The 19744-nt window shown below is 61.1% G+C and carries 12 protein-coding genes; 5 read left to right on the top strand and 7 right to left on the bottom strand.

The window, feature by feature from the left end:
• Positions 1-321: 321 nt before the first annotated feature.
• The 7 genes from uvrA to Q0C28_RS01320 all read right to left on the bottom strand — a co-directional run bounded on the left by uvrA (position 322) and on the right by Q0C28_RS01320 (position 13972).
• Entirely contained in the window at positions 322-3180 is a 2859-nt protein-coding gene (uvrA, locus tag Q0C28_RS01290) for an excinuclease ABC subunit UvrA (RefSeq protein ID WP_293572838.1), read from the bottom strand.
• A 107-nt stretch (positions 3181-3287) separates the two neighbouring features.
• Entirely contained in the window at positions 3288-4469 is a 1182-nt protein-coding gene (locus Q0C28_RS01295; RefSeq protein ID WP_293572839.1) for an MFS transporter, read from the bottom strand.
• 530 nt (positions 4470-4999) lie between these two features.
• Positions 5000-6406, bottom strand: a complete 1407-nt coding sequence (gene lpdA / locus Q0C28_RS01300; RefSeq protein ID WP_293572840.1) for a dihydrolipoyl dehydrogenase — start codon at positions 6404-6406, stop codon at positions 5000-5002.
• Between the two features lie 326 nt (positions 6407-6732).
• Positions 6733-7311, bottom strand: a complete 579-nt coding sequence (locus Q0C28_RS01305; RefSeq protein WP_293572841.1) for a DUF924 family protein — start codon at positions 7309-7311, stop codon at positions 6733-6735.
• Between the two features lie 139 nt (positions 7312-7450).
• On the bottom strand, positions 7451-8737 hold the full coding sequence (locus Q0C28_RS01310) for an MFS transporter (RefSeq protein WP_293572842.1): 1287 nt from the start codon (positions 8735-8737) through the stop codon (positions 7451-7453).
• A gap of 317 nt (positions 8738-9054) precedes the next feature.
• Positions 9055-10119, bottom strand: a complete 1065-nt coding sequence (gene queA / locus Q0C28_RS01315; protein ID WP_293572843.1) for a tRNA preQ1(34) S-adenosylmethionine ribosyltransferase-isomerase QueA — start codon at positions 10117-10119, stop codon at positions 9055-9057.
• A gap of 88 nt (positions 10120-10207) precedes the next feature.
• Entirely contained in the window at positions 10208-13972 is a 3765-nt protein-coding gene (locus Q0C28_RS01320; RefSeq protein ID WP_293572844.1) for an AsmA-like C-terminal region-containing protein, read from the bottom strand.
• Between the two features lie 154 nt (positions 13973-14126).
• Here Q0C28_RS01320 and Q0C28_RS01325 point away from each other — a divergent pair, with 154 nt between their 5' ends.
• The 5 genes from Q0C28_RS01325 to Q0C28_RS01345 all read left to right on the top strand — a co-directional run bounded on the left by Q0C28_RS01325 (position 14127) and on the right by Q0C28_RS01345 (position 19574).
• On the top strand, positions 14127-14588 hold the full coding sequence (locus tag Q0C28_RS01325; protein WP_293572845.1) for a peroxiredoxin: 462 nt from the start codon (positions 14127-14129) through the stop codon (positions 14586-14588).
• Between the two features lie 177 nt (positions 14589-14765).
• Complete coding sequence (locus tag Q0C28_RS01330; protein WP_293572846.1) at positions 14766-15632, top strand: ferritin-like domain-containing protein; 867 nt, start codon at positions 14766-14768, stop codon at positions 15630-15632.
• Positions 15633-16125: 493 nt separating this feature from the next.
• A complete protein-coding gene (locus Q0C28_RS01335) occupies positions 16126-17457 on the top strand; it encodes a M23 family metallopeptidase (protein WP_293572847.1) in 1332 nt (443 codons plus the stop codon).
• Complete coding sequence (locus tag Q0C28_RS01340) at positions 17447-18001, top strand: polymer-forming cytoskeletal protein (RefSeq protein ID WP_293572848.1); 555 nt, start codon at positions 17447-17449, stop codon at positions 17999-18001. The genes Q0C28_RS01335 and Q0C28_RS01340 overlap by 11 nt, the downstream gene beginning before the upstream one ends.
• Positions 18002-18518: 517 nt before the next feature.
• Positions 18519-19574: a calcium-binding protein gene (locus tag Q0C28_RS01345; protein ID WP_293572849.1), complete on the top strand. Its 1056-nt coding sequence runs from the start codon at positions 18519-18521 to the stop codon at positions 19572-19574.
• Positions 19575-19744: the final 170 nt, after the last annotated feature.

A 19744-nucleotide genomic window follows, 5' to 3' on the forward strand; every position in this document is an offset into this window, starting at 1 on the left:
TCTACACGCTTCGGCGGCGGCGGATACCAAAAAAAACACATGATCTTATACTGGCGCGGATTGAATAGATCCGCGCCAATCACCCGTGCGTAAGCGCGCAAACACCAGCAAACGCAATACCAGTTTACTCCGGCGCGCGGGACCGATCCTGCAACGCCAGTCAGCACCAGCTCGCCCTGTCATCTTTCCTCAAATACTCCGGGGTGAATTGGCCGCAGGCCAAGGGGGGCAGCGCCCCCAAGCCTGACACACACTCACAATCAGCCTTCGCAGCCCGCGCGCACAACTGCCACACGCAGCGGCTGCGCGTCTTGGCGCGGCTTACTCAGCTGCCACTTTCTTTGGGGCCAGCATATCTTTCAGATAGCGCCCGGTGTGGCTGCGCGGCTCGGCTGCGACATCTTCTGGCGTGCCCGCAGCAACGATCTCGCCGCCGCCATCACCGCCCTCAGGGCCAATGTCGATGATCCAATCAGCCGTTTTCACCACATCGAGGTTGTGTTCGATCACCACCACGGAATTGCCCTGATCGACCAATTCATGCAGTACTTCCAGCAGCTTGCGCACATCCTCGAAATGCAGGCCCGTTGTGGGCTCATCCAGGATATAGAGCGTCCGGCCGGTCGACCGTTTGGCCAATTCCTTCGACAGCTTCACCCGCTGCGCTTCGCCGCCCGATAGGGTCGTCGCCTGTTGGCCCACTTTGATATAGCCAAGACCCACCCGCATCAGCGCATCCATCTTGTCGCGAATGGACGGCACCGCGCTGAAGAACTGCTGCGCGTCCTCCACGGTCATATCCAGAACATCCGCGATGCTCTTGCCTTTGAATTGGGTCTCCAGCGTCTCGCGATTGTAGCGCGCCCCTTTGCAGGTCTCGCACTCCACATAGACATCCGGCAGGAAGTGCATCTCGATCTTGATCACCCCATCGCCCTGGCAAGCCTCGCAGCGCCCGCCTTTGACGTTGAAGGAGAACCGCCCTGGTTTGTAGCCGCGGGTCTTGGCCTCCGGCAGTCCGGCAAACCACTCCCGGATCGGCGTGAAGGCACCGGTGTAGGTGGCCGGGTTGGAGCGCGGCGTCCGGCCGATGGGGCGCTGATCAATGTCGATCACCTTGTCCAGATGCTCCAGCCCCTTGATGGTTTCGCATGGCGCCGGTGTCTGGCGCGCACCATTGAGCCGCATCGACGCGGTTTTGAACAGGGTCTCGATGGTCAGCGTGGATTTGCCGCCGCCCGACACGCCGGTCACGCAGAGGAATTTGCCCAGAGGGAATTCGGCAGTGACGTTTTTCAGGTTGTTGCCAGTGGCTTTCACCACTTTCACCGATTTGCGATTGCCTTTGCGCCGGGTGCTCGGCACGGCGATTTCACGGGTGCCCGAAAGATATTGCCCGGTGATCGACCCCGTATCATCTGCGATCTGCTTGGGCGTGCCGTGGCTCACCACCTGGCCGCCATGCACCCCAGCGCCCGGCCCGATGTCAAAGACATAATCCGCCTCGCGGATCGCATCCTCGTCATGTTCCACCACGATCACCGTATTGCCCTGATCGCGCAGGTTTTTCAGCGTGTCCAACAGCCGGTCATTGTCACGTTGGTGCAGCCCGATTGACGGCTCATCCAACACATAAAGCACCCCTGTCAGCCCCGAACCGATCTGCGAGGCAAGCCGGATCCGCTGGCTTTCGCCGCCCGACAGCGTGCCCGCATTTCGGCTCAGCGTCAGGTATTCCAGCCCAACATTGTTCAAGAACCCCAGACGCTCGCGGATTTCCTTCACGATGGCGCGGGCGATTTCCTGTTTTTGCGTCGACAGATGGTTTGGCACATCTTCGATCCAGGCCAGGGCCGCGCGGATCGACATCTGCACCACCTGCCCCACATGCAGACCCGCGATCTTCACTGCCAGCGCCTCTTCGCGCAGACGATAGCCATCACAGCTGCCGCAGGAGCGGTTGTTCTGGTAGCGTTCGAATTCTTCGCGGATCCAGTTGGAATCGGTCTCGCGGTAACGCCGTTCCATATTGGGGATCACCCCCTCAAACACACGCTCCACCTGATAGACACGACCGCCTTCGTCATAGCGGAACATGATTTCTTCTTCGCCCGAGCCATAGAGAAACACCTGCTGCACTTTCTTTGGCAGGTCTTTCCACTTGGTGTTCTTATCGAACTGGTAGTGTTTGGCGATGGCCTCTATGGTCTGGAGGAAATAAGGCGATTTGCCTTTGCGCCAGGGGGCGAGCGCACCGTCGTAGATCTTCAGGTTCTGATCGGGGACCACCAGCCGTTCGTCAAAGAACAGCTCCACCCCCAGACCGTCGCAATCCGGGCAGGCCCCAAATGGCGCGTTGAACGAAAACAGCCGGGGTTCAATTTCGGGAATGGTGAAACCACTGACCGGGCAGGCAAAATTTTCACTGAAGGTGATGCGCTCCGGATCGCCTTCGCGTGGGGCGGTTTCCAGAATTGCAATGCCATCGGCGAGGTCCAGCGCAGTGCGCAAACTGTCGGCCAGACGGGTTTCCAGGCCTTCGCGCACCACGATGCGGTCGACCACGACATCGATGTCATGGCGGAACTTCTTGTCCAATGTTGGCGGCTCGTCCAGCTCGTAGAATTCACCATCGACCTTGACCCGCTGGAAGCCTTGTTTGCGCAGCTCCAGGAATTCCTTGCGGTATTCGCCTTTGCGGTCGCGCACGATTGGCGCCAGCAGGTAGCCGCGGGTGCCCTCCTCCAGGGTCATCACACGGTCGACCATATCCTGCACTTGCTGGGCTTCGATGGGCAGGCCTGTGGTGGGTGAATAGGGCGTGCCTGCGCGGGCAAACAACAGGCGCAGGTAATCGTAAATCTCGGTGACCGTGCCAACCGTCGAGCGTGGGTTTTTCGACGTGGTTTTCTGTTCGATGGAAATCGCCGGGGACAGACCGCTGATGTGATCCACATCCGGCTTTTCCATCATGTCGAGGAACTGGCGGGCATAGGCCGACAGGCTCTCCACATAGCGGCGCTGCCCTTCGGCATAGATGGTGTCAAAAGCGAGGGAGGATTTGCCCGAACCGGACAGGCCAGTGATCACCACCAGCTGATCGCGCGGAATATCCACGTCGATGCCCTTCAGGTTGTGCTCACGCGCGCCGCGCACCTCGATTGATTTCAGTTCAGCCATAATGCCCCCAAACGTCCTAGCGGCGCCAATTGGCGCTACTCGCCTCTACAAATAGGCAGTCCCGCCCGAGTCTCCAACAGAAAAATGAGAACGTAAAGGGAACGCGCTCAATTGGCGGTCTGTTGCTGACGCAGCCGCAGGCGACCCAGCACCGCATGGGCTGCAAAGCCGCCGAAAAACAGCACCAACATCACCGCCATCAGACCGTCATAACCCGCCAGTGCGATGGCCGCGACCATCAGTGGCGTCCCGGCGGAGTTGCCCAGATTGCCTGCCTGGCTCATGGCGCCATTGGATTGCGCCTGATCTGCGGCTGCATCATTCAGCTGCGGCACGGCGGCAAAGCTCGCACCCTGTACCAGACCGAAGGCCGCAGCCAAAGCAAAACACGCCAGCGGTGCACTCGGCATCATCCAGAGCCACAGCCCCGCCAGCGCCGACAGGGCAAAGCCCAGCTGCACCACCTGCACCGCTGTCACCTTGCGCAGCAGCCAAACACCGATGGTCATCGAGGTCGCAATGCTGATCAGGGGCATCGCACCGATCACCGCGACGCGCACGGTCTCATCCAGGAAGGGCGGCAGCACGGTCAACAGGGCCACAAAACAGCTGGTGTAGAAAATCCAACCTGCAGCAGGCGCAATCTTCGCCGCGGAGGAATAAATCTGCAGATGCAGCGCAGGCAGCTCCGCCAGCGGTGGCAACGGCAAGCGCGGCGGCACCTGCACCGATTTCAGCACGTGACCCAGCACCAGCGCCAGCACGCCCATGATCACGCCGTGGGCGGCAAACAGACCAGTGACGCCCACCACTCCAACCAGCGGCAAGCCCAACCAGGCCAACAACGCAAAAGAGACGCCAAAGAATGTGCTCCACATCGACAGCGCCGTGCCACGGTGGTTCGGGCTGCAGATCTGCGGGATCAACGTCGGTGCGGCCACAACGATACCCAGATGCGACAGTCCTTCGATCAGGCGGGTGGCCAGGAACACGCCGTAAGGCAAATGCAACGCCTGCAGCAGCGACATCGCCGCGCCAATCCACAGCGCCCAGACCAGGCTGCGCCGATAGCCGAAAGAGGCCACAAAACCACCGGCCACAACGCCCATCAGGATACCCAAAAGGCCAACCATCGACATCGTCAGGCTGAGACTGTTGCCCGCCTGCGGATAGAGCGCAGCGAGTTGATCAAACACAATGCTGATCTTGCCGTATTGCGCCCCCGCGCCAAGGCCAGCGGCCCAGATGATCAGAACCACGCTCCAACGGGTGATAGGCTGAGACGTCATAGATGCGATCCTCATTCTTTCGCAGTCTTTGCAACTCCGCAGCAGGGAAGACAGAGGCATCGCTCGGCTCACCCGCCTCCCCATTTCCAAAGCCCACTGTGGTGTCAAACCCCAAACTGCGGGCTCTTATAAAACCCGCATATCTGAACGCACATGTCTGAACCTAAGTGTCAGCGTTGGTCATTGGGGCTGAAACAGCGGCGACCCAAGGCACCTGCCCTCTGCGCTGCGGCGCAAGCGCGCTTCATACTGCGGCGCGTCACAAAGCGCCAGTGCCTGCGCAGCAAAATTCACCAGACAGCGCAGCAGGCCCAGTGACTGGCCCGATGTGGACCTGGCCTGATGCGGATCTGGCCTGATGCGGATCTGGCCCTACACGGATCTGGGTCATGTAAAACCGAGGTCTTGTGAGATCAGGGACGTATGCAAGCGCGACCAGCTGCAATTTCGGCGAGGCACAAAAAAGCCCGGAGCTTTTGGCCCCGGGCATATCTGTCTGACTGTCTGAATGATCTACCAGTCTGGCAGGCTTACATGTGGATCACGCGGTCAAAGGCGTCCAACACGCTTTCATGCATCATTTCCGACAGGGTCGGATGCGGGAACACGGTGTGCATCAGATCCTCTTCGGTGGTTTCCAGCTGACGGCCAACCACATAGCCCTGGATCATCTCGGTCACTTCTGCGCCGACCATATGGGCCCCCAGCAGCTCGCCGGTCTTGGCGTCAAACACGGTCTTCACCATCCCTTCCTGCTCGCCAAGGGCAATCGCCTTGCCGTTGCCGATGAACGGGAAGCGGCCCACTTTGATGTCATAGCCCAGCTCTTTGGCTTTTGCTTCGCTATAGCCGACCGAAGCCACCTGCGGATGGCAGTAAGTGCAGCCTGCGATGCTTTCCGGTTTGACGGGATGCACCGATTTGCCCGCGATCAGCTCGGCCACCATGACCCCTTCGTGCGAAGCCTTGTGCGCAAGCCAAGGTGCCCCGGCGATATCGCCAATCGCATAGAGCCCATCAACGCCCGTGCGACAGTAGGCATCTGTGACCACATGGGTCCGATCAATAGTGACGCCAAGCGCCTCCAGCCCCAGTCCTTCGACATTGCCGACGATCCCAACGGCAGAAATCACGGTGTCGAATTCCTGTTTCTGGATCTTGCCGCCAACCTCGATATGGGCGGTGACAGTGCCACCATCGGCGGTGGGCGCACGGTCCAACTGTTTGACCATGGCTTTTTCCATGATCTTCATGCCCTGTTTGACGAATTGCTTCTTGGCGAAGGCGGAGATTTCCGCGTCCTCAACAGGCAGCACCCGGTCCATAACCTCAACAACGGTCGTGTCCGCGCCCAACGTGTTGTAGAAGCTGGCAAATTCGATACCGATGGCGCCCGATCCAATGACCAGCAAGCGCTTTGGCATCCGCACCGGTTGCAGCGCATGTTTATAGGTCCAGACCAGATTGCCGTCTGCCTCCAGGCCGGGCAGTTCGCGTGCCCGTGCGCCGGTGGCCAGAACGATGTTCTTGGCGCTCAGCTCGGTGGTGCCCTTGTCGGTCTTGACGCTGACCTGGCCCTTGGCGGGGATCGTTGCCTCCCCCATCACCACATCGATCTTGTTCTTCTTCATCAGATGACCAATGCCGGACGACAGCTGCTTGGCCACCCCGCGCGAGCGTTTCACCACCGCATCCAGATCATAGCTGATGTTGTCAGCCTTGAGACCGAACTCCTTGGCGCGTTCCATCAGGTGGAACACCTCGGAGGAGCGCAGCATCGCTTTCGTCGGGATGCAGCCCCAGTTGAGGCAGATGCCCCCCATATGTTCGCGCTCGACGATGCAGGTCTTCAGACCCAGCTGAGCGGCGCGGATCGCCGCCACATAGCCGCCGGGTCCGGCGCCGATTACGATCAGGTCATAGGTTTGTGCGGCCATGCTGTTTCCTCGCCTTCAACAGGATCTCTGAAAATTAGTTCACCGTTAAACTATTTTTATCTGCACTGCAATCTTACAGTGCTGCGGCACAGCGCCCTGCCCCTGGTTTTGCTCATGACGCCGCTCACAGGCCTGATCCTTGATCACATCATAGGCACAATCAAGGACCGATCTGACAAGCCACGCATCCCCCATCTGCAGGCGTCTTCACCGCGACCGCACCCTAGCGCCAAACCCGTCAACAAAATCAAAAGAACCGCACAGAGCGCATCCGGCCCCGTGCGGTTCTCTTTATCACGTCTGGTCAAAAGACCCGATTGCAGCGCTTAGGCGACCACTTCCAACTGCCGCACAGTGCTGCCATAACCACCGGCCATCACGTAATCCAACTCGGGCGCAGTGCTGTTGCGCGCCAGTGCCTCGTTGCGATAGGGGAAACGCCCAAACTGGCGGATCACTTCGCGATGGGCACGCGCGTGCAGCAGGTTTGAGGCACCGTTCTTTGGCATCCGCTCCAGCATCAGGCGCACGCAACGCTCCTGATCGCAGAGGTTTTCCGAATGCATCAACGGCAGATAGAAAAACTGCCGCTGAGGCTCGTCGATCTTCAGATCCCAGGATTTGTTGATCGCGCATTTTGCCGCCGACAGTGCCTGCCCGTCGCTGGCGAAGGCCTCTGCCGCATTGCGGAACATATTGCGCGGCAGCTGATCGGTCAGAATGATGAACGCCAGCACGCCACGCGGCCCCGTGCGCCAGTAATCACAGCCGCCCTCGCGCGCCAATTGCCAGGTTGTCTCAAACCGCGCCCGGATGTCTGCATCCAGGGCCTCGTCTTGCAGATACCACCCTTTCTCGCCCACCTCATTGAGCCAGAAATTCAGGATGTCGTCGGGACCCGCCATAGGTCTGTCTCCATTTGTCCTTCCACAGGTCAAGTGAGGCAATTTTTGGCGCCGCGTGACAAGGGCAAGCCCGTCACGTTTTACGTCAGTCCCGACATTTTCGTGAGCTTTTGGTCATAAAACCACCGGGTTAGCGCAATCAGGCAGCATCTGTGGTCGCTTCATTGGCAGCTTCCTGCTCTTCGATGTCGGTCTCGATCGCATATTCCTGCGCAAACTCCACCGCAACCGGCGAAGAGGTGGGCAACATGGGCGACATGATTCCGGTCTCTTCGCTGGGAATCGCCGGACGCTGCGTGGTGCGGTAGGCCGCGTAAGCCCCCAGTGCCAGCAGCAGGATCGCCATGAACAAGAAGAAGCCAGGCGCGCCAAAGACCGAGTCGCTCATCATCCAGCCAGTGATCAGCGGCCCTGCAACCGCACCAAGCCCGTTGATGAACACCAGACCACCCGATGCGGCCGGCATATCATCATGTTCGAGATAGTCATTGGTGTGGGCAATCAGCAGCGAATAAAGCGGGTTGGTCATGCCACCGATCACAAAGGCCGCAACCAGCAACAGCAGGAAATTGCCGCCCATCAGCATGGCAACAACCGCCGCGGCACCACCACTGGTGGCACCAAACAGGATCAGGATCCGGCGGTCCATCCGGTCGGAAAACCAGCCCAGCGGATATTGCAGGACCAAAGCGCCCACATAGAAGGTCGCCACAAAGATCGAAATCTGGGTCAGGCTCAGCCCGGCAGAAGCCGCATAAACCGCGCTCATGCCAAATTGTGCAGAGAACACGCCGCCCAGCAGGAACATCCCCACACAGCCCAATGGCGAGGCCTGCAACAGATTGCCCAGAGGCATCGGCTTGGTCGTGTCAAACGCAGGCGTTGGCGAAATCGACAGCAAAATCGGAGCAAAGGAGACAGACACCACGACCGAGGCAATGACGAAGGTTTCATAACCACCGGGATCCGCCACCAGAAACAGGCCCTGGGCGGAGACGATCCCCACCATCTGCACAATCATATAGAGCGACAGCGCTTTGCCGCGGTTGGCATTGTCAGAAGCGTTGTTCAGCCAGCTTTCCGCGGTGACATACACGCCCGAGAAACAGAACCCGATGACAATACGTCCCAGCACCCAGGCCCAGGGGCTGGCCACCGCCGGATAGAGGATCATCACCGCCGAAATGAAAGAGGCCAGCGCCGCAAAAACCCGCACATGGCCGACCCGGCGGATCATCTCCGGGGCCAGTTTCGATCCCCCCAGAAAGCCGATGAAATAGGCCGACATCACACAGGACATCTCAAAGGTGCTGAACCCTTCCAGATCGCCGCGCACCCCCAGCAGCGTGCCCTGCAGGCCATTGCCCACCATCAGCATGCCCATGCCCAGCAACAGCGCCCATGCGCTTGAAAGAACCTGCCACATTGCGCGTGTCTCCTATGTGTTTGTCTCAATGCCTCGGTGACGCTGGTTGCCGCTCTGGGTCTGGCCAACGCCTGTTATGTCAATCCGATGGTGCCGCTCAATCCGTGTACATCGGCCTAATCCCAGTCTTATGCGGACCGAATATCAACTCAACTCTGGCCCGAACCCAAACAGCGTACCGGCACACAAGCCAAATCGCACAGCCCAAAAACCAACAGCCCAAAGACCAAAGGGCCCAGCACGCAGAAACTGCGGCCGGACCGGACCCGGACACCATCCGGTTTCTCAGACCTGACAGATGTGCCAGGTGGATTCTGTCAAACTTCCGCCAAAGGAGGGATCAAAAGCGACGCATCCCCATAAGAGAAGAACCGATATTTTTCCTGCACCGCATGGGCATAGATGCTGCGAATGCAGTCCGCGCCCATCAGTGCCGACACCAGCATCATCAGGGTCGATTTCGGCAGGTGGAAATTGGTCATCAACCCATCCGCCACATGAAAGTGGAAGCCTGGATAGATGAAAATATCAGTATCACCCTCCCAGGGGGCGATGGCCCCTGTTTCGGCGGCTGCGCTTTCAATCAGGCGCAGGGCGGTTGTGCCCACCGGGATCACCCGTCCCCCGGCGGCTTTGGTCGCCGCAATCTCGGCCGCCGCCGTTGCGCTGACCCGGCCCCATTCGGAGTGCATCTTGTGTTGGGTGACGTCATCGACCTTTACGGGCAGAAAGGTGCCCGCGCCAACATGCAGGGTCACAAAGCTGAAGCTGACCCCCTGCGCCTGCAACGCGGCCAGCAGCGGTTCGTCAAAATGCAACGACGCTGTAGGCGCCGCCACCGCTCCGGAGTTTTCCGCCCAGACCGTCTGGTAATCCGTTTTGTCCTGATCATCTGCAGGCCGTTTGGCCGCGATATAAGGTGGCAGCGGCATCGCGCCCGCCTCTGCCAGGGCGGCATCGAAATCTGCGCCCACACAATTGAACACCAAATGGCCCTGCCCGTCCTCAACGCGTTCCAGCCGAGCAGACAGCTGATCGGAGAAGACGATCTCCTCGCCGATCTTGACCTTTTTCAGCGGCTTCAACAGCGCGCTCCAGCTGCCATTGGCGGCGGGCTCCAGCAGGGTCACCTCCACCTTGGCGGCCATTGGTCCCTGGGCGGTGTCGCGATGGCGCAAACCGCTGAGCCTTGCGGGGATCACCTTGGTGTCGTTCAGCACCAACCGGTCCCCCGGACGCAGCCATTGGCCCAGATCGGCCACAGTGGCATCGGTGATCTGCGCGCCTTGCGCGACGAGCAGACGGGCGGAGGTGCGGGGAACCGCCGGTCGGGTGGCGATCAGCTCATCGGGGAGATCAAAGTCAAAATCACTGAGTTTCATGCGCCGCCATATAGGGTGTCATCGCACAATTGGCCAACAGGTTTTCACGTCCGAGGTCTGCCAGAGTGCAGCACCGCGCCCGCCGCGCTCAGCGATCCTCCCCCGGAGAGCGCGAATAGGCCGGCCGGTCCCGTTCGGATCGTGGCGTGGGGGGCGGCGCAGGTTCCTCACCTGGCAGGGTTGGGGCCGGGCCACGGAAAATCTCGCGGAACATGCCGGGGGCGAGCCCTGACAGTGGGTTCACTTGCACCTGCGGGTCATCTGCCGTCCCTTTTAGAGTGAAGGCAAACCCGATCAGCCCCTCGCCCTTGCGCGTCAACACCCGCCCGATGGCATTCAGGATATAGATCGGTGACAGCACGCCACGCATGTTCAGCGCACTGGTCTGCAAATCATAGTTCCCATCCAGCGACAGCCCCATGGATGGTCCCACGGCGCTGCTGTCGCGGATGATCAGATGCGTGGGACCCAGGCGGAAATTCGCCTCCACATTGGTAAACAGGATGCCCTGACCCGCCAGCTGATCGATCAGCCCCACCAGGCTCAGCGCATTGATCAGCGCCGCCATGGAGGGCGCTTCTTTGATGCGGGTGTTGCGGACATTGATCTGACCATCATATTCGCCCGCCGCGCCTGGTGCGGGCACCAGCGACATCTCAAAACTGCCACCAGAGCCGTGACGCAGCACCCCTGCCGCACGGAACACACCGCCTGCATCGTCAGACCGGATCCGGGTGGCAAAATCATTGCCCTTCGGCACAACCACCCCATCGACACGGGTCTGCCCGTTCAGCCGCGCTGAAAACTCCCCATTGAAACCGCCGGTGGTGGAAAACCGCCCTTCATAATCCGTGAGCGCAATGCTGTCGGTCACCTGCACCTGATCCAGCCGCAGGGTGATCGGGCCACCGCCCTGGGCGGACCCAGACGCGCCGCCGCCTTGCCCCCCAGCCTCAGAACCCTCTGGCATGCGCCGCAAATCCAGAGTGCCAGAGCTGACCGAAATCGCAGGCTGACGGTTTCCCCGCGTGCTCAGCGTCAGCGCACCGCGAAACCAATCCCCCACGCGGAGCGCGCCAAACTGCGCCTGTTCAAACGCACCCCCATCTCCCAGCCGCACCTGGCCCTGCGCCGACAGCCCAGGGGCCTCCAGCCGCAACAGATCGACCTGCGGGGGCTGCGCCAATGTCGCCTCCAACTCCAGCTGACCGGTGCGCGCCTGCGGCAACCGCCAGGACAGCGCATCAATGCGCAGGCCCACACCATCCAGATCGCTGTTCACAAACAGACGCGGCGGCTGATCCGGTGTAATCTCCACCCTATAGTTGACCTCGCCCAGACCATTGACACTGCCGGGCGGCAACGTGATGCGCAGCGCCTGCAGACTGTCCGCTGACAGCTCCAGCGTGCCCTCCACTTCGACCGGGGGCGCGCCTTCGGGCCGCGCTGCCAGACGCAGGGCTGCCGGTCCAACCGCCTGTTGCCAGCGCGCGGTGGCCGGAATACCGCTCAGCGCGCCCGCACCGCGCAGGTTCACATGATCCTGATCACCGCTGATTTGCAGCACCTCGGCAGTGACCACCTCTTCGGGGACAAGGCGCGCACTGCGCACGTCGCGGATCTGCCCTTTGTAGTGATAACGAATCTCCTCCGGCTGCACCCCATTGCGCAGGGGCAGTGACAGCGTGCCATCCAGAACCACCCGACCATCCGCCAGATCCACTGGCAACCCGGCCTTATCCATGATCTGCAAGGGTGGACGATTGAGCAACGACAAAGCCGCCGTCACCGATCCTTCTGCGACCACACGGGCAATCCCGGGCCCGCCATCCCGCACCGAGGTGTCGGGAATGATGAAGGAGGTGCCCGCCGCATCCACCGGCCCGCCCTCGTCCGCCATCACAAAACCCGAGGTCGCAATCGCCACCAATCGGGTGCCATGCAGGCTGAACTGACCGGCGGCCTGTTGCAGCGGTGGCAGGGACTTCTGAAACCGGACCTTGGCCTCTTCGAAAGCGAGGTCGAGATGCACAAACGGCTTTTCCGTGCCGCGCCCGCGGAGTGCAAAATTCACATCCCGCGCCATGCCCTCCAACAGGTTCTCCTGCACCCATTGGCGGGGTTTGGGCGGCGCGGCCAGCGGCCAGACCTCTTTGACCCGCGCTGCTGAGATCTGATTGGCCCGCCCATTCAGCGCATAACGCCAGCCATCCGCACCGGCGGTGACATCACCGTCCAGCAGGATGCGCGTGTCACCATCACGCACCAACATCTCGCCCAGGCGCAGGCGAAACGGATCCAGCTCCAGCTTGAAATCCATGGTGACCCCAGCCAGATCCACCGGCGCCTCGCTCAGCTGATTGTGGTTGAGACTGATGTCCTGAAACCGCAGTTGCCCCACCAGATCGGTCAACTGGCCATTGTCGACCCCCATCAGATGGGCCCGCCCATCCATGCTGCCGGACCCCCAGCCGGTGTTGACCGACAGCTCGTTGAACCGCAGCTCCTGCAAGTCGGGCAGATAGGTGAAATAGCTCTGCGCGCCCTGGATCGCGACCGGCCGGGCCTGGGGTGTTGGCTGCACCACGCCTTCGCCGATCTGCAGACTGGCGGAGACCGGACCCAGCAGACCGTCGCTGTCGATACCGCCCCGCAACGAACCGGAAATTGGCGCCCGCAGCACCTCCAGCCAGCCCAAAGCGGCGGATTGCGCGGCGATGTCTTCGCTGGCGACCGAATTGACCAGCACCCCGAATTGCGCCGCCTTGTCGCCGATGGCTGAATCGTAATTGGCCTCGATCGTGCCGACGTAATCCCGCCCGCTCAGCAGCGAGAAACCTGCCGCCAGATCAATGTCCTGCCCGCGGCGCTCCATGCGGATGCTGCCGCCATCAAGGGTCCAGACCCGCCCCAACCGTGCATCTTCGTAGCGCAGGGTCACGGCCTCGGTTTCAATCGAAACCAGCGCCGACAGGATCGGCGTTTCCAGTTGCCGGTCCCATTGTTCGATCAGCTCCGGCAGGGTCGCCGCCTCGCGCAGCGGTGCCTCCCCCTCGGCAAGGCTCAGCGCCAGCCCACCGTCGATCTCTCGGGTCAACGTGCCATACAGCCCTGACAGGCTGATCGATTTGGGCCGCACCTGTCCGCGCAGCAAAGGCCGCATCGCCAGGGAGGCCTGCGCATCCGCAAGCCGGACAAGCCGCGCACCATCGGCGTCCTGCAGGGTCACATCGCGCAGGCTGACCCGCGGCCGCCATCCCTGATTGACCACCACTTGAATGCCGCCAAAGGCGATGCTGAGGCCGCCGAGATGCTGCTCCAGCCGCTGCTCCACCCGGCTGCGCAGCCAATCCGGCGCATCAAACCGTGTCCCGATCCCGAGATAGACAAACCCGCCCAACAGCAGGGCAGCCACGACCGCGACCACCGCGGCCACGCGCAGCAATACCCGCCCCAACCGGCGCAGTCCCCCGGGCGGTTTGGGTATCGCGGGTTCGGCGAATGTTTCGGAGGCCGCCGCAGTGGTAATTATCTGCTTGGCAGCAACCTGCGCCCCGCCGTCGGGCTCTGGTTGCGGACCGGGCACAGCGCGGGCCGTTGCCGGTGCCCCAGGCTCGTCAACGTCAAACAAGTCTTTCTCTGGCGGCGCAACGGCGCGCGCCACGGGCACATCACCGCTGTCAACAGGACCACTAGCAACAGGACCACTTGCAACAAGATCATTGGCGACACGATCACTGGCGACACGATCACTGGCGGCAGGCGCCTCGCCCCCCGCAACAGACGCCTCATCCTTGCCAGCAGGTGCATCAACCGGTTGCGCCGCCTCTGCATCCTCCAGAGGGGCGGGCACGACCGCATCTGCAGGCGCGTCATGGCCAGCCTCTGCTGTTGGATCCGCAGAGGCCGCCGCTTTTGGGGGGACCGGTTTAATCCTTGCTTTCCCTTTGTCCGTAATGGCCTATGTGTCGCACGCACCCTTTGCGAAACCGATTGGAGACCTCATTATGCTCGCTCCCAAAGATCCAGCTCCTCTGTTCACCCTGCCCCGCGATGGCGGCGAGTCCGTTGCCCTTGACACCCTGCGCGGCAAAGCCGTCGTGCTGTTCTTCTATCCCCGCGATGATACCCCGGGCTGCACCAAGGAATCCATCGGATTTTCTGAACATCTGCAGGCCTTTGCCGATGCCGGAGCCGCTGTCTATGGAATTTCCAAAGATACCGTGGCGAAACACGAAAAATTCATCACCAAACATGAGCTGACCACCCCGCTGCTGTCCGACGCAGATGGCACCACCTGTGAGGATTACGGGGTCTGGAAAGAAAAGAACATGTACGGCAAGACCTATTGGGGCATCGAACGCTCCACCTTCCTGATCGACGCAGACGGTCAGATCGCGCAGATTTGGCGCAAGGTCAAAGTGAACGGCCACGTCGAAGAGGTGCTGGAGGCCGTCAAAGCGCTCTGAGCCGCAGGGCAAACCGGTTCAGCCTTGCAGTGCCGTCGGCTTGATGGCACTGCAGCGCCAACAAGATCCCGATCCGCCCGACCGTTTGAACCGCAAACAACACGGCCACCTATGACCCGGCCACGCGTTACCTGGCCCCTCACATCCTGGCCGCCACCAATACCAAGGACCTTTTCCATGACCGCCGCCGATCTCGACCAAGCGCCCGCATCCAGCCTCGCTCAGATGGCCGAAGAGGTGCTGCGCACAGCAGACGGGCGGGAGAAAACGGCCCTGTCCCGCCGCCACGCCACAGCCTGGCGCGCAGCGCGCGATGGTTCCGGCCCTGCGATCGACATCGGCACCGCAAACCCGCCCCTGCATCCGGCCCGCCCGGACCAACCCGCGCTGCTCAGCCCGCGGGATGTGCCCCGCCGCCGCCCTGGCTCCGAGGCTGGTCGCATCGCGCTGTTGCATGCGGTGGCCCATATCGAATTGAACGCGGTGGATCTGCACTGGGACATCATTGCCCGGTTTTCCCACGTGCCCATGCCGCTGGGGTTCTTTGATGACTGGGTCAAGGCCGCGGACGAAGAATCCAAACATTTCAACCTGATGTGCGACTGTCTTGAAGCGCTTGGCAGCCACTATGGCGCCTTGCCTGCCCACGCCGGGATGTGGCGCGCAGCCGAGGACACCGCCACCGATCTGATGGGGCGCCTCGCCGTGGTGCCCATGGTGCTGGAGGCCCGTGGACTCGATGTGACCCCCAGCATGATCGAGATCTTTCGCAAAGCCAAACTGACACAGGCCATCGAGGCGCTGGAGGTGATCTACGCCGAGGAGGTCAGCCATGTCGCCTATGGCTCGAAATGGTTCCACTTCCTCTGTGGGCGCGACAACCTCGACCCGAAAGAGGTATTCCACCAGCTGGTGCGCAAATATTTCCGGGGTCAGCTGAAACCGCCCTTCAACGATGAAAAACGCGCCGAAGCCGGGATCGCACCCGATTTCTATTGGCCCCTGGCCGAGGATATCACCGACACACCCGCCGCACTGCGCTGAGGTTTTGCCACTGCGACCTGCGGCTCCGCACGCACCCGCACCGCTGGCCGCAAACGCAGCGGGCGGGACCGCCAAACCTCTGCCAAGCCCCAGCCAAACCTCTGTGAAACCCCTGCAAAAACAGAACGCTGCATGCATCCTGCAAACTGCCTGCACGCCCTGCGTGAGTGGCCCCATCCGCCTTGCACGCCATTGCACAAACTGAGCGGTTTTTCGCTGAAATCACGGTCGATTGGGGCAAAACCACCGCAGAACCAAGCCGCCCAGAGCTGACCTTTTGGTCCACAGACTTGCCCAAAGCCCGCTGGGTGGCTATTCCCTTGCGGCAGGGCGCTGGACCGCTCTGGCCAAAAGGACTACGCCTTTCGCCGTAGTTCTTCGCCGCAACGGTCCTGCCGCGACAAAAGCATCTGTGATATTCGCGCCCAACGGGCCGGATACGCCCCCGGATGAAATACCGGTGGCACGACTGGGACAGAACAAGGATCATCGCGTGCGCACACGTTTGGGGATCAAAATACACTCGTTTCTCGAACGCCGTTTCCCGGAACGGCGGGTCTTTCTGAAATCCGACTCTGACACGCGATTTATACGGCTGCGGTCCGAAACCCAGCTGTTTGCGGCCCTCGGGCTTGCGGCACTGGTCGCCTGGTCCATCGTGGCGACCGCCATCGTGCTGATGGACAGCATCGGGTCTGGCAATTTCCGCGAACAGGCCAAGCGCGATCAATCCACCTATCGTGCGCGGCTGAACGCGCTCTCCGAGGAACGTGACGACCGCGCCGCCGAAGCGCTGGCAGCGCAGGAACGGTTCAACGCCGCCCTGCTGCAGATCTCGGTGATGCAATCGGAGCTGCTGGCATCCGAGACGCGCCGGCGCGAGCTGGAAACCGGGATCGAGGTGATCCAGACCACGCTGCGCGAAACCATGTCCGAGCGGGAGACCGCGCGCAGCGCGCTGGCCGCACTGGAACAGGAAACCGCTGCCGACACCGCCAGCCACCGCCGCGCTGCAAGCGCCCCGGTGCAGATGCAGTTTATGGCGGACGCGCTGGCCGAAACCGCCGCCGAGCGTGACCAGATCGAAGCCGATGCCCGCTCCGCACTGGATGAGCGCGATGATCTGCGGCTTGAACTGCGCCTGATGGATGAACGCAACGATCAGATCTTCCGCCAGCTCGAAGAAGCAATGGAAATCTCGGTCGAGCCGCTGGACAAAATGTTCCGCAGCGCCGGAATGCCCACCGACCGGATCCTTGAACAGGTGCGGCGCGGCTATAGCGGACAGGGGGGACCCCTCACCCCTTTGGCCCTGTCCACGCGCGGTGAAGAACCCTCCCCCGAGGAACTGCGCGCCAACAAGCTGCTGCAGCAGATGGACAAGCTGAACCTCTATCGCTTGGCAGCCCAGCAAGCACCGTTTTCGACGCCCGTGAACCTCAATACCGTGCGCTTCACCTCTGGTTTTGGCTTGCGCCGCCACCCGATCACAGGCGGGCGGCGGATGCACAACGGGGTGGATTATGCCGGACGCCACGGCACAGACATCTTTGCCACCGCTGATGGTGTGGTGACTTTTGCAGGCTGGCAATCCGGCTATGGCAAACTGGTCACCATCCAGCACGCCTTTGGCATTGAGACGAAATATGCCCATAACACAAACATCCGCGTAAAGGTCGGTCAAAGGGTCTCGCGCGGGGATCACATTGCTGATATGGGTAACACCGGACGGTCCACCGGGACCCACCTCCATTATGAGGTCAGGGTCAACGGCAAGCCCGTAAACCCATTGATCTACATCAAGGCTGCGAGAAATGTTTTCTAAGAGCAAAATCAACGAGCCCGGCCAGAAAACGGCCGAAGCAACCCCAGCGGCGCCTGCGCCGTCCTCCGCTCCGGTGCCGCCCGCCAGCGATTTCAAGGCGACCGCACCCAAGGCAAAGCCGCCAGCCTCCGTGCTCAGCTCTGATCTGCACATCACCGGCAATCTGAAAACCACCGGTGACATCCAGGTCGAAGGCACCGTCGAAGGCGACATCCGCGCCCACCTGCTCACCATCGGTGAAAGCGCCACAATCAAAGGCGAAGTGACCGCTGATGACGTGGTGATCAACGGCCGCATCGTGGGCCGTGTGCGCGGGCTGAAGGTCCGCCTGACTTCGACCGCCCGTGTCGAAGGCGACATCATCCACAAGACCATCGCCATCGAAAGCGGCGCACATTTCGAAGGCTCCGTGCAGCGTCAGGACGACCCCCTGAACCCGGGCAAAGCCGCCGCTCCCCGCGCTGCCGCACCAGCTTCGGCGCCCGCTGCTGCCCCGTCCGCAGCCGTGACCGCCGCAACAGCCGCAGCCAAAGCCGAAGGCTAAGCTGCCGGGCCGCAGCCCCTCAGCGCTGCCGGACACAACAAAAAACCACCGCAAGCATCGGCCTGCGGTGGTTTTTCTTTGACGACAACACCCCTAAAAGCAGCAAAAATGTTACAGATGCGCAGGGGTAACGAATTCCCTGCCTTGAACACGGCCCCATTTCCAGCGCAATAGTTCCCTGACTTGAATTCACCAAAACGATTTTAACCAGAACCACATCGCCAAGACAACACCGACCAAATTACACCAGCAGAATTGCACGAAGCCCAAGGAGCTGCTCCCAATGGCCACATTTACCGTGAATGATTCCAACAACCGTTGAAGTATACGGGATTTTCAGAGCTTCCAGATCAACAACCCGACGGCTGGGAACGTTAACAACTCCCTTATTGAGGTCTACGGCAGCACCAACAGCGGAAACAGTTTCCTCGGCACGTTCACCGGCCGATTCAGTGTATTTGGCTCATCTATCTTCGGCACAATTAACGGCATCACATTCCAGATCGATGGTTCAGCTGTGTTCTCGGTCAGCGGCCTGGACTTGTCCTACAGCACCTTCGCCAATACATTTTCGCCGTCCCTCTTCGAGACAGCGGCCACAAAAGGCGATGATCTCTTCACCATCAACTCACCCTTCGGCGGTGTATGGCGTTTGGGCGATGGCAATGACACGATCAACGCTGGAAGCAGCTGGGACTACATCTTTGGAGGCAGCGGAACGGATCGGCTGATCGTCGATCGGGCCTTTTCCGACGCCAGTTTTTCCTCCCGCTTCAGCAGTGTCACCGTCACAACACAAGAAGGTCGCGACGAGCTGAGTTCGATTGAACTTGTTCAATTCAACGACCGCACTGTGGGCCTGACAGTGGGATCTGCCTCAAACGAAACCCTGAACGGCGACAACAGAGCCGCAACATCCCACGATGTATTGCTCGGTGGTATCGGGTCTGACACCATCAATGGCTACTCCGGAAACGACCTGCTTCTGGGGGAGGACGGCAACGACACACTGTCCGGTCAACGGGGCAATGATACCCTGCAGGGCGGAGAGGGCGACGATCGGCTCATGGGCGGTTTCAACGCAGACCGGCTCTTCGGCGATTCAGGCGCGGACACGCTGCTGGGCGGCAACGGCTGGGATCGCCTGGAAGGCGGCGCGCAGGCGGATCGTCTCTTCGGTGGCGGCGGTGCAGATACGCTGAAGGGTGGCTCCGGCCCGGATCTCCTGAATGGGGGTTCTGGTGATGACCTGCTGCTGGGCGGCGGCGGCAACGACATCCTGATCGGGGGCACCGGGCGGGATGAGCTGCTGGGTCAAACCGGTGACGATCGCCTGACCGGCGGCGCCTACGCTGACACTTTCGTCTTCAACCAGGGCTATGGCAACGACACGATCACCGATTTCTCGGCCGGTCAGGACCTTATCGAGATCCGCAGTGGCGCAAACGGGCTGGCGGATCTGACGTTCACCGCGATGGGGGATGACGTCCAGATCACCTTTGCCAATGTGACCATTCTGGTCGAAAACATCGCTCTGGCCGACCTGGACAACGCCGAGAATTTCCTGTTCTGACAAGGCTTTGGCAGTATCTGCCGTGAGCAGACCAACGACATGAAAGGCGCCCGTACCACCGGGCGCCTTTTGTTCTGATGGCACAGCGCTCTGCGCCCTCTATGCAACAGGCGCGCGCAGTGGTTAACAAAACGTTAACGACCCCTTTGTGAAAAAAGTGAACATTGCTA

The organism is Phaeobacter sp. (assembly GCF_022825805.1).
In the GTDB taxonomy this organism is placed as follows: Bacteria; Pseudomonadota; Alphaproteobacteria; order Rhodobacterales; family Rhodobacteraceae; genus Phaeobacter.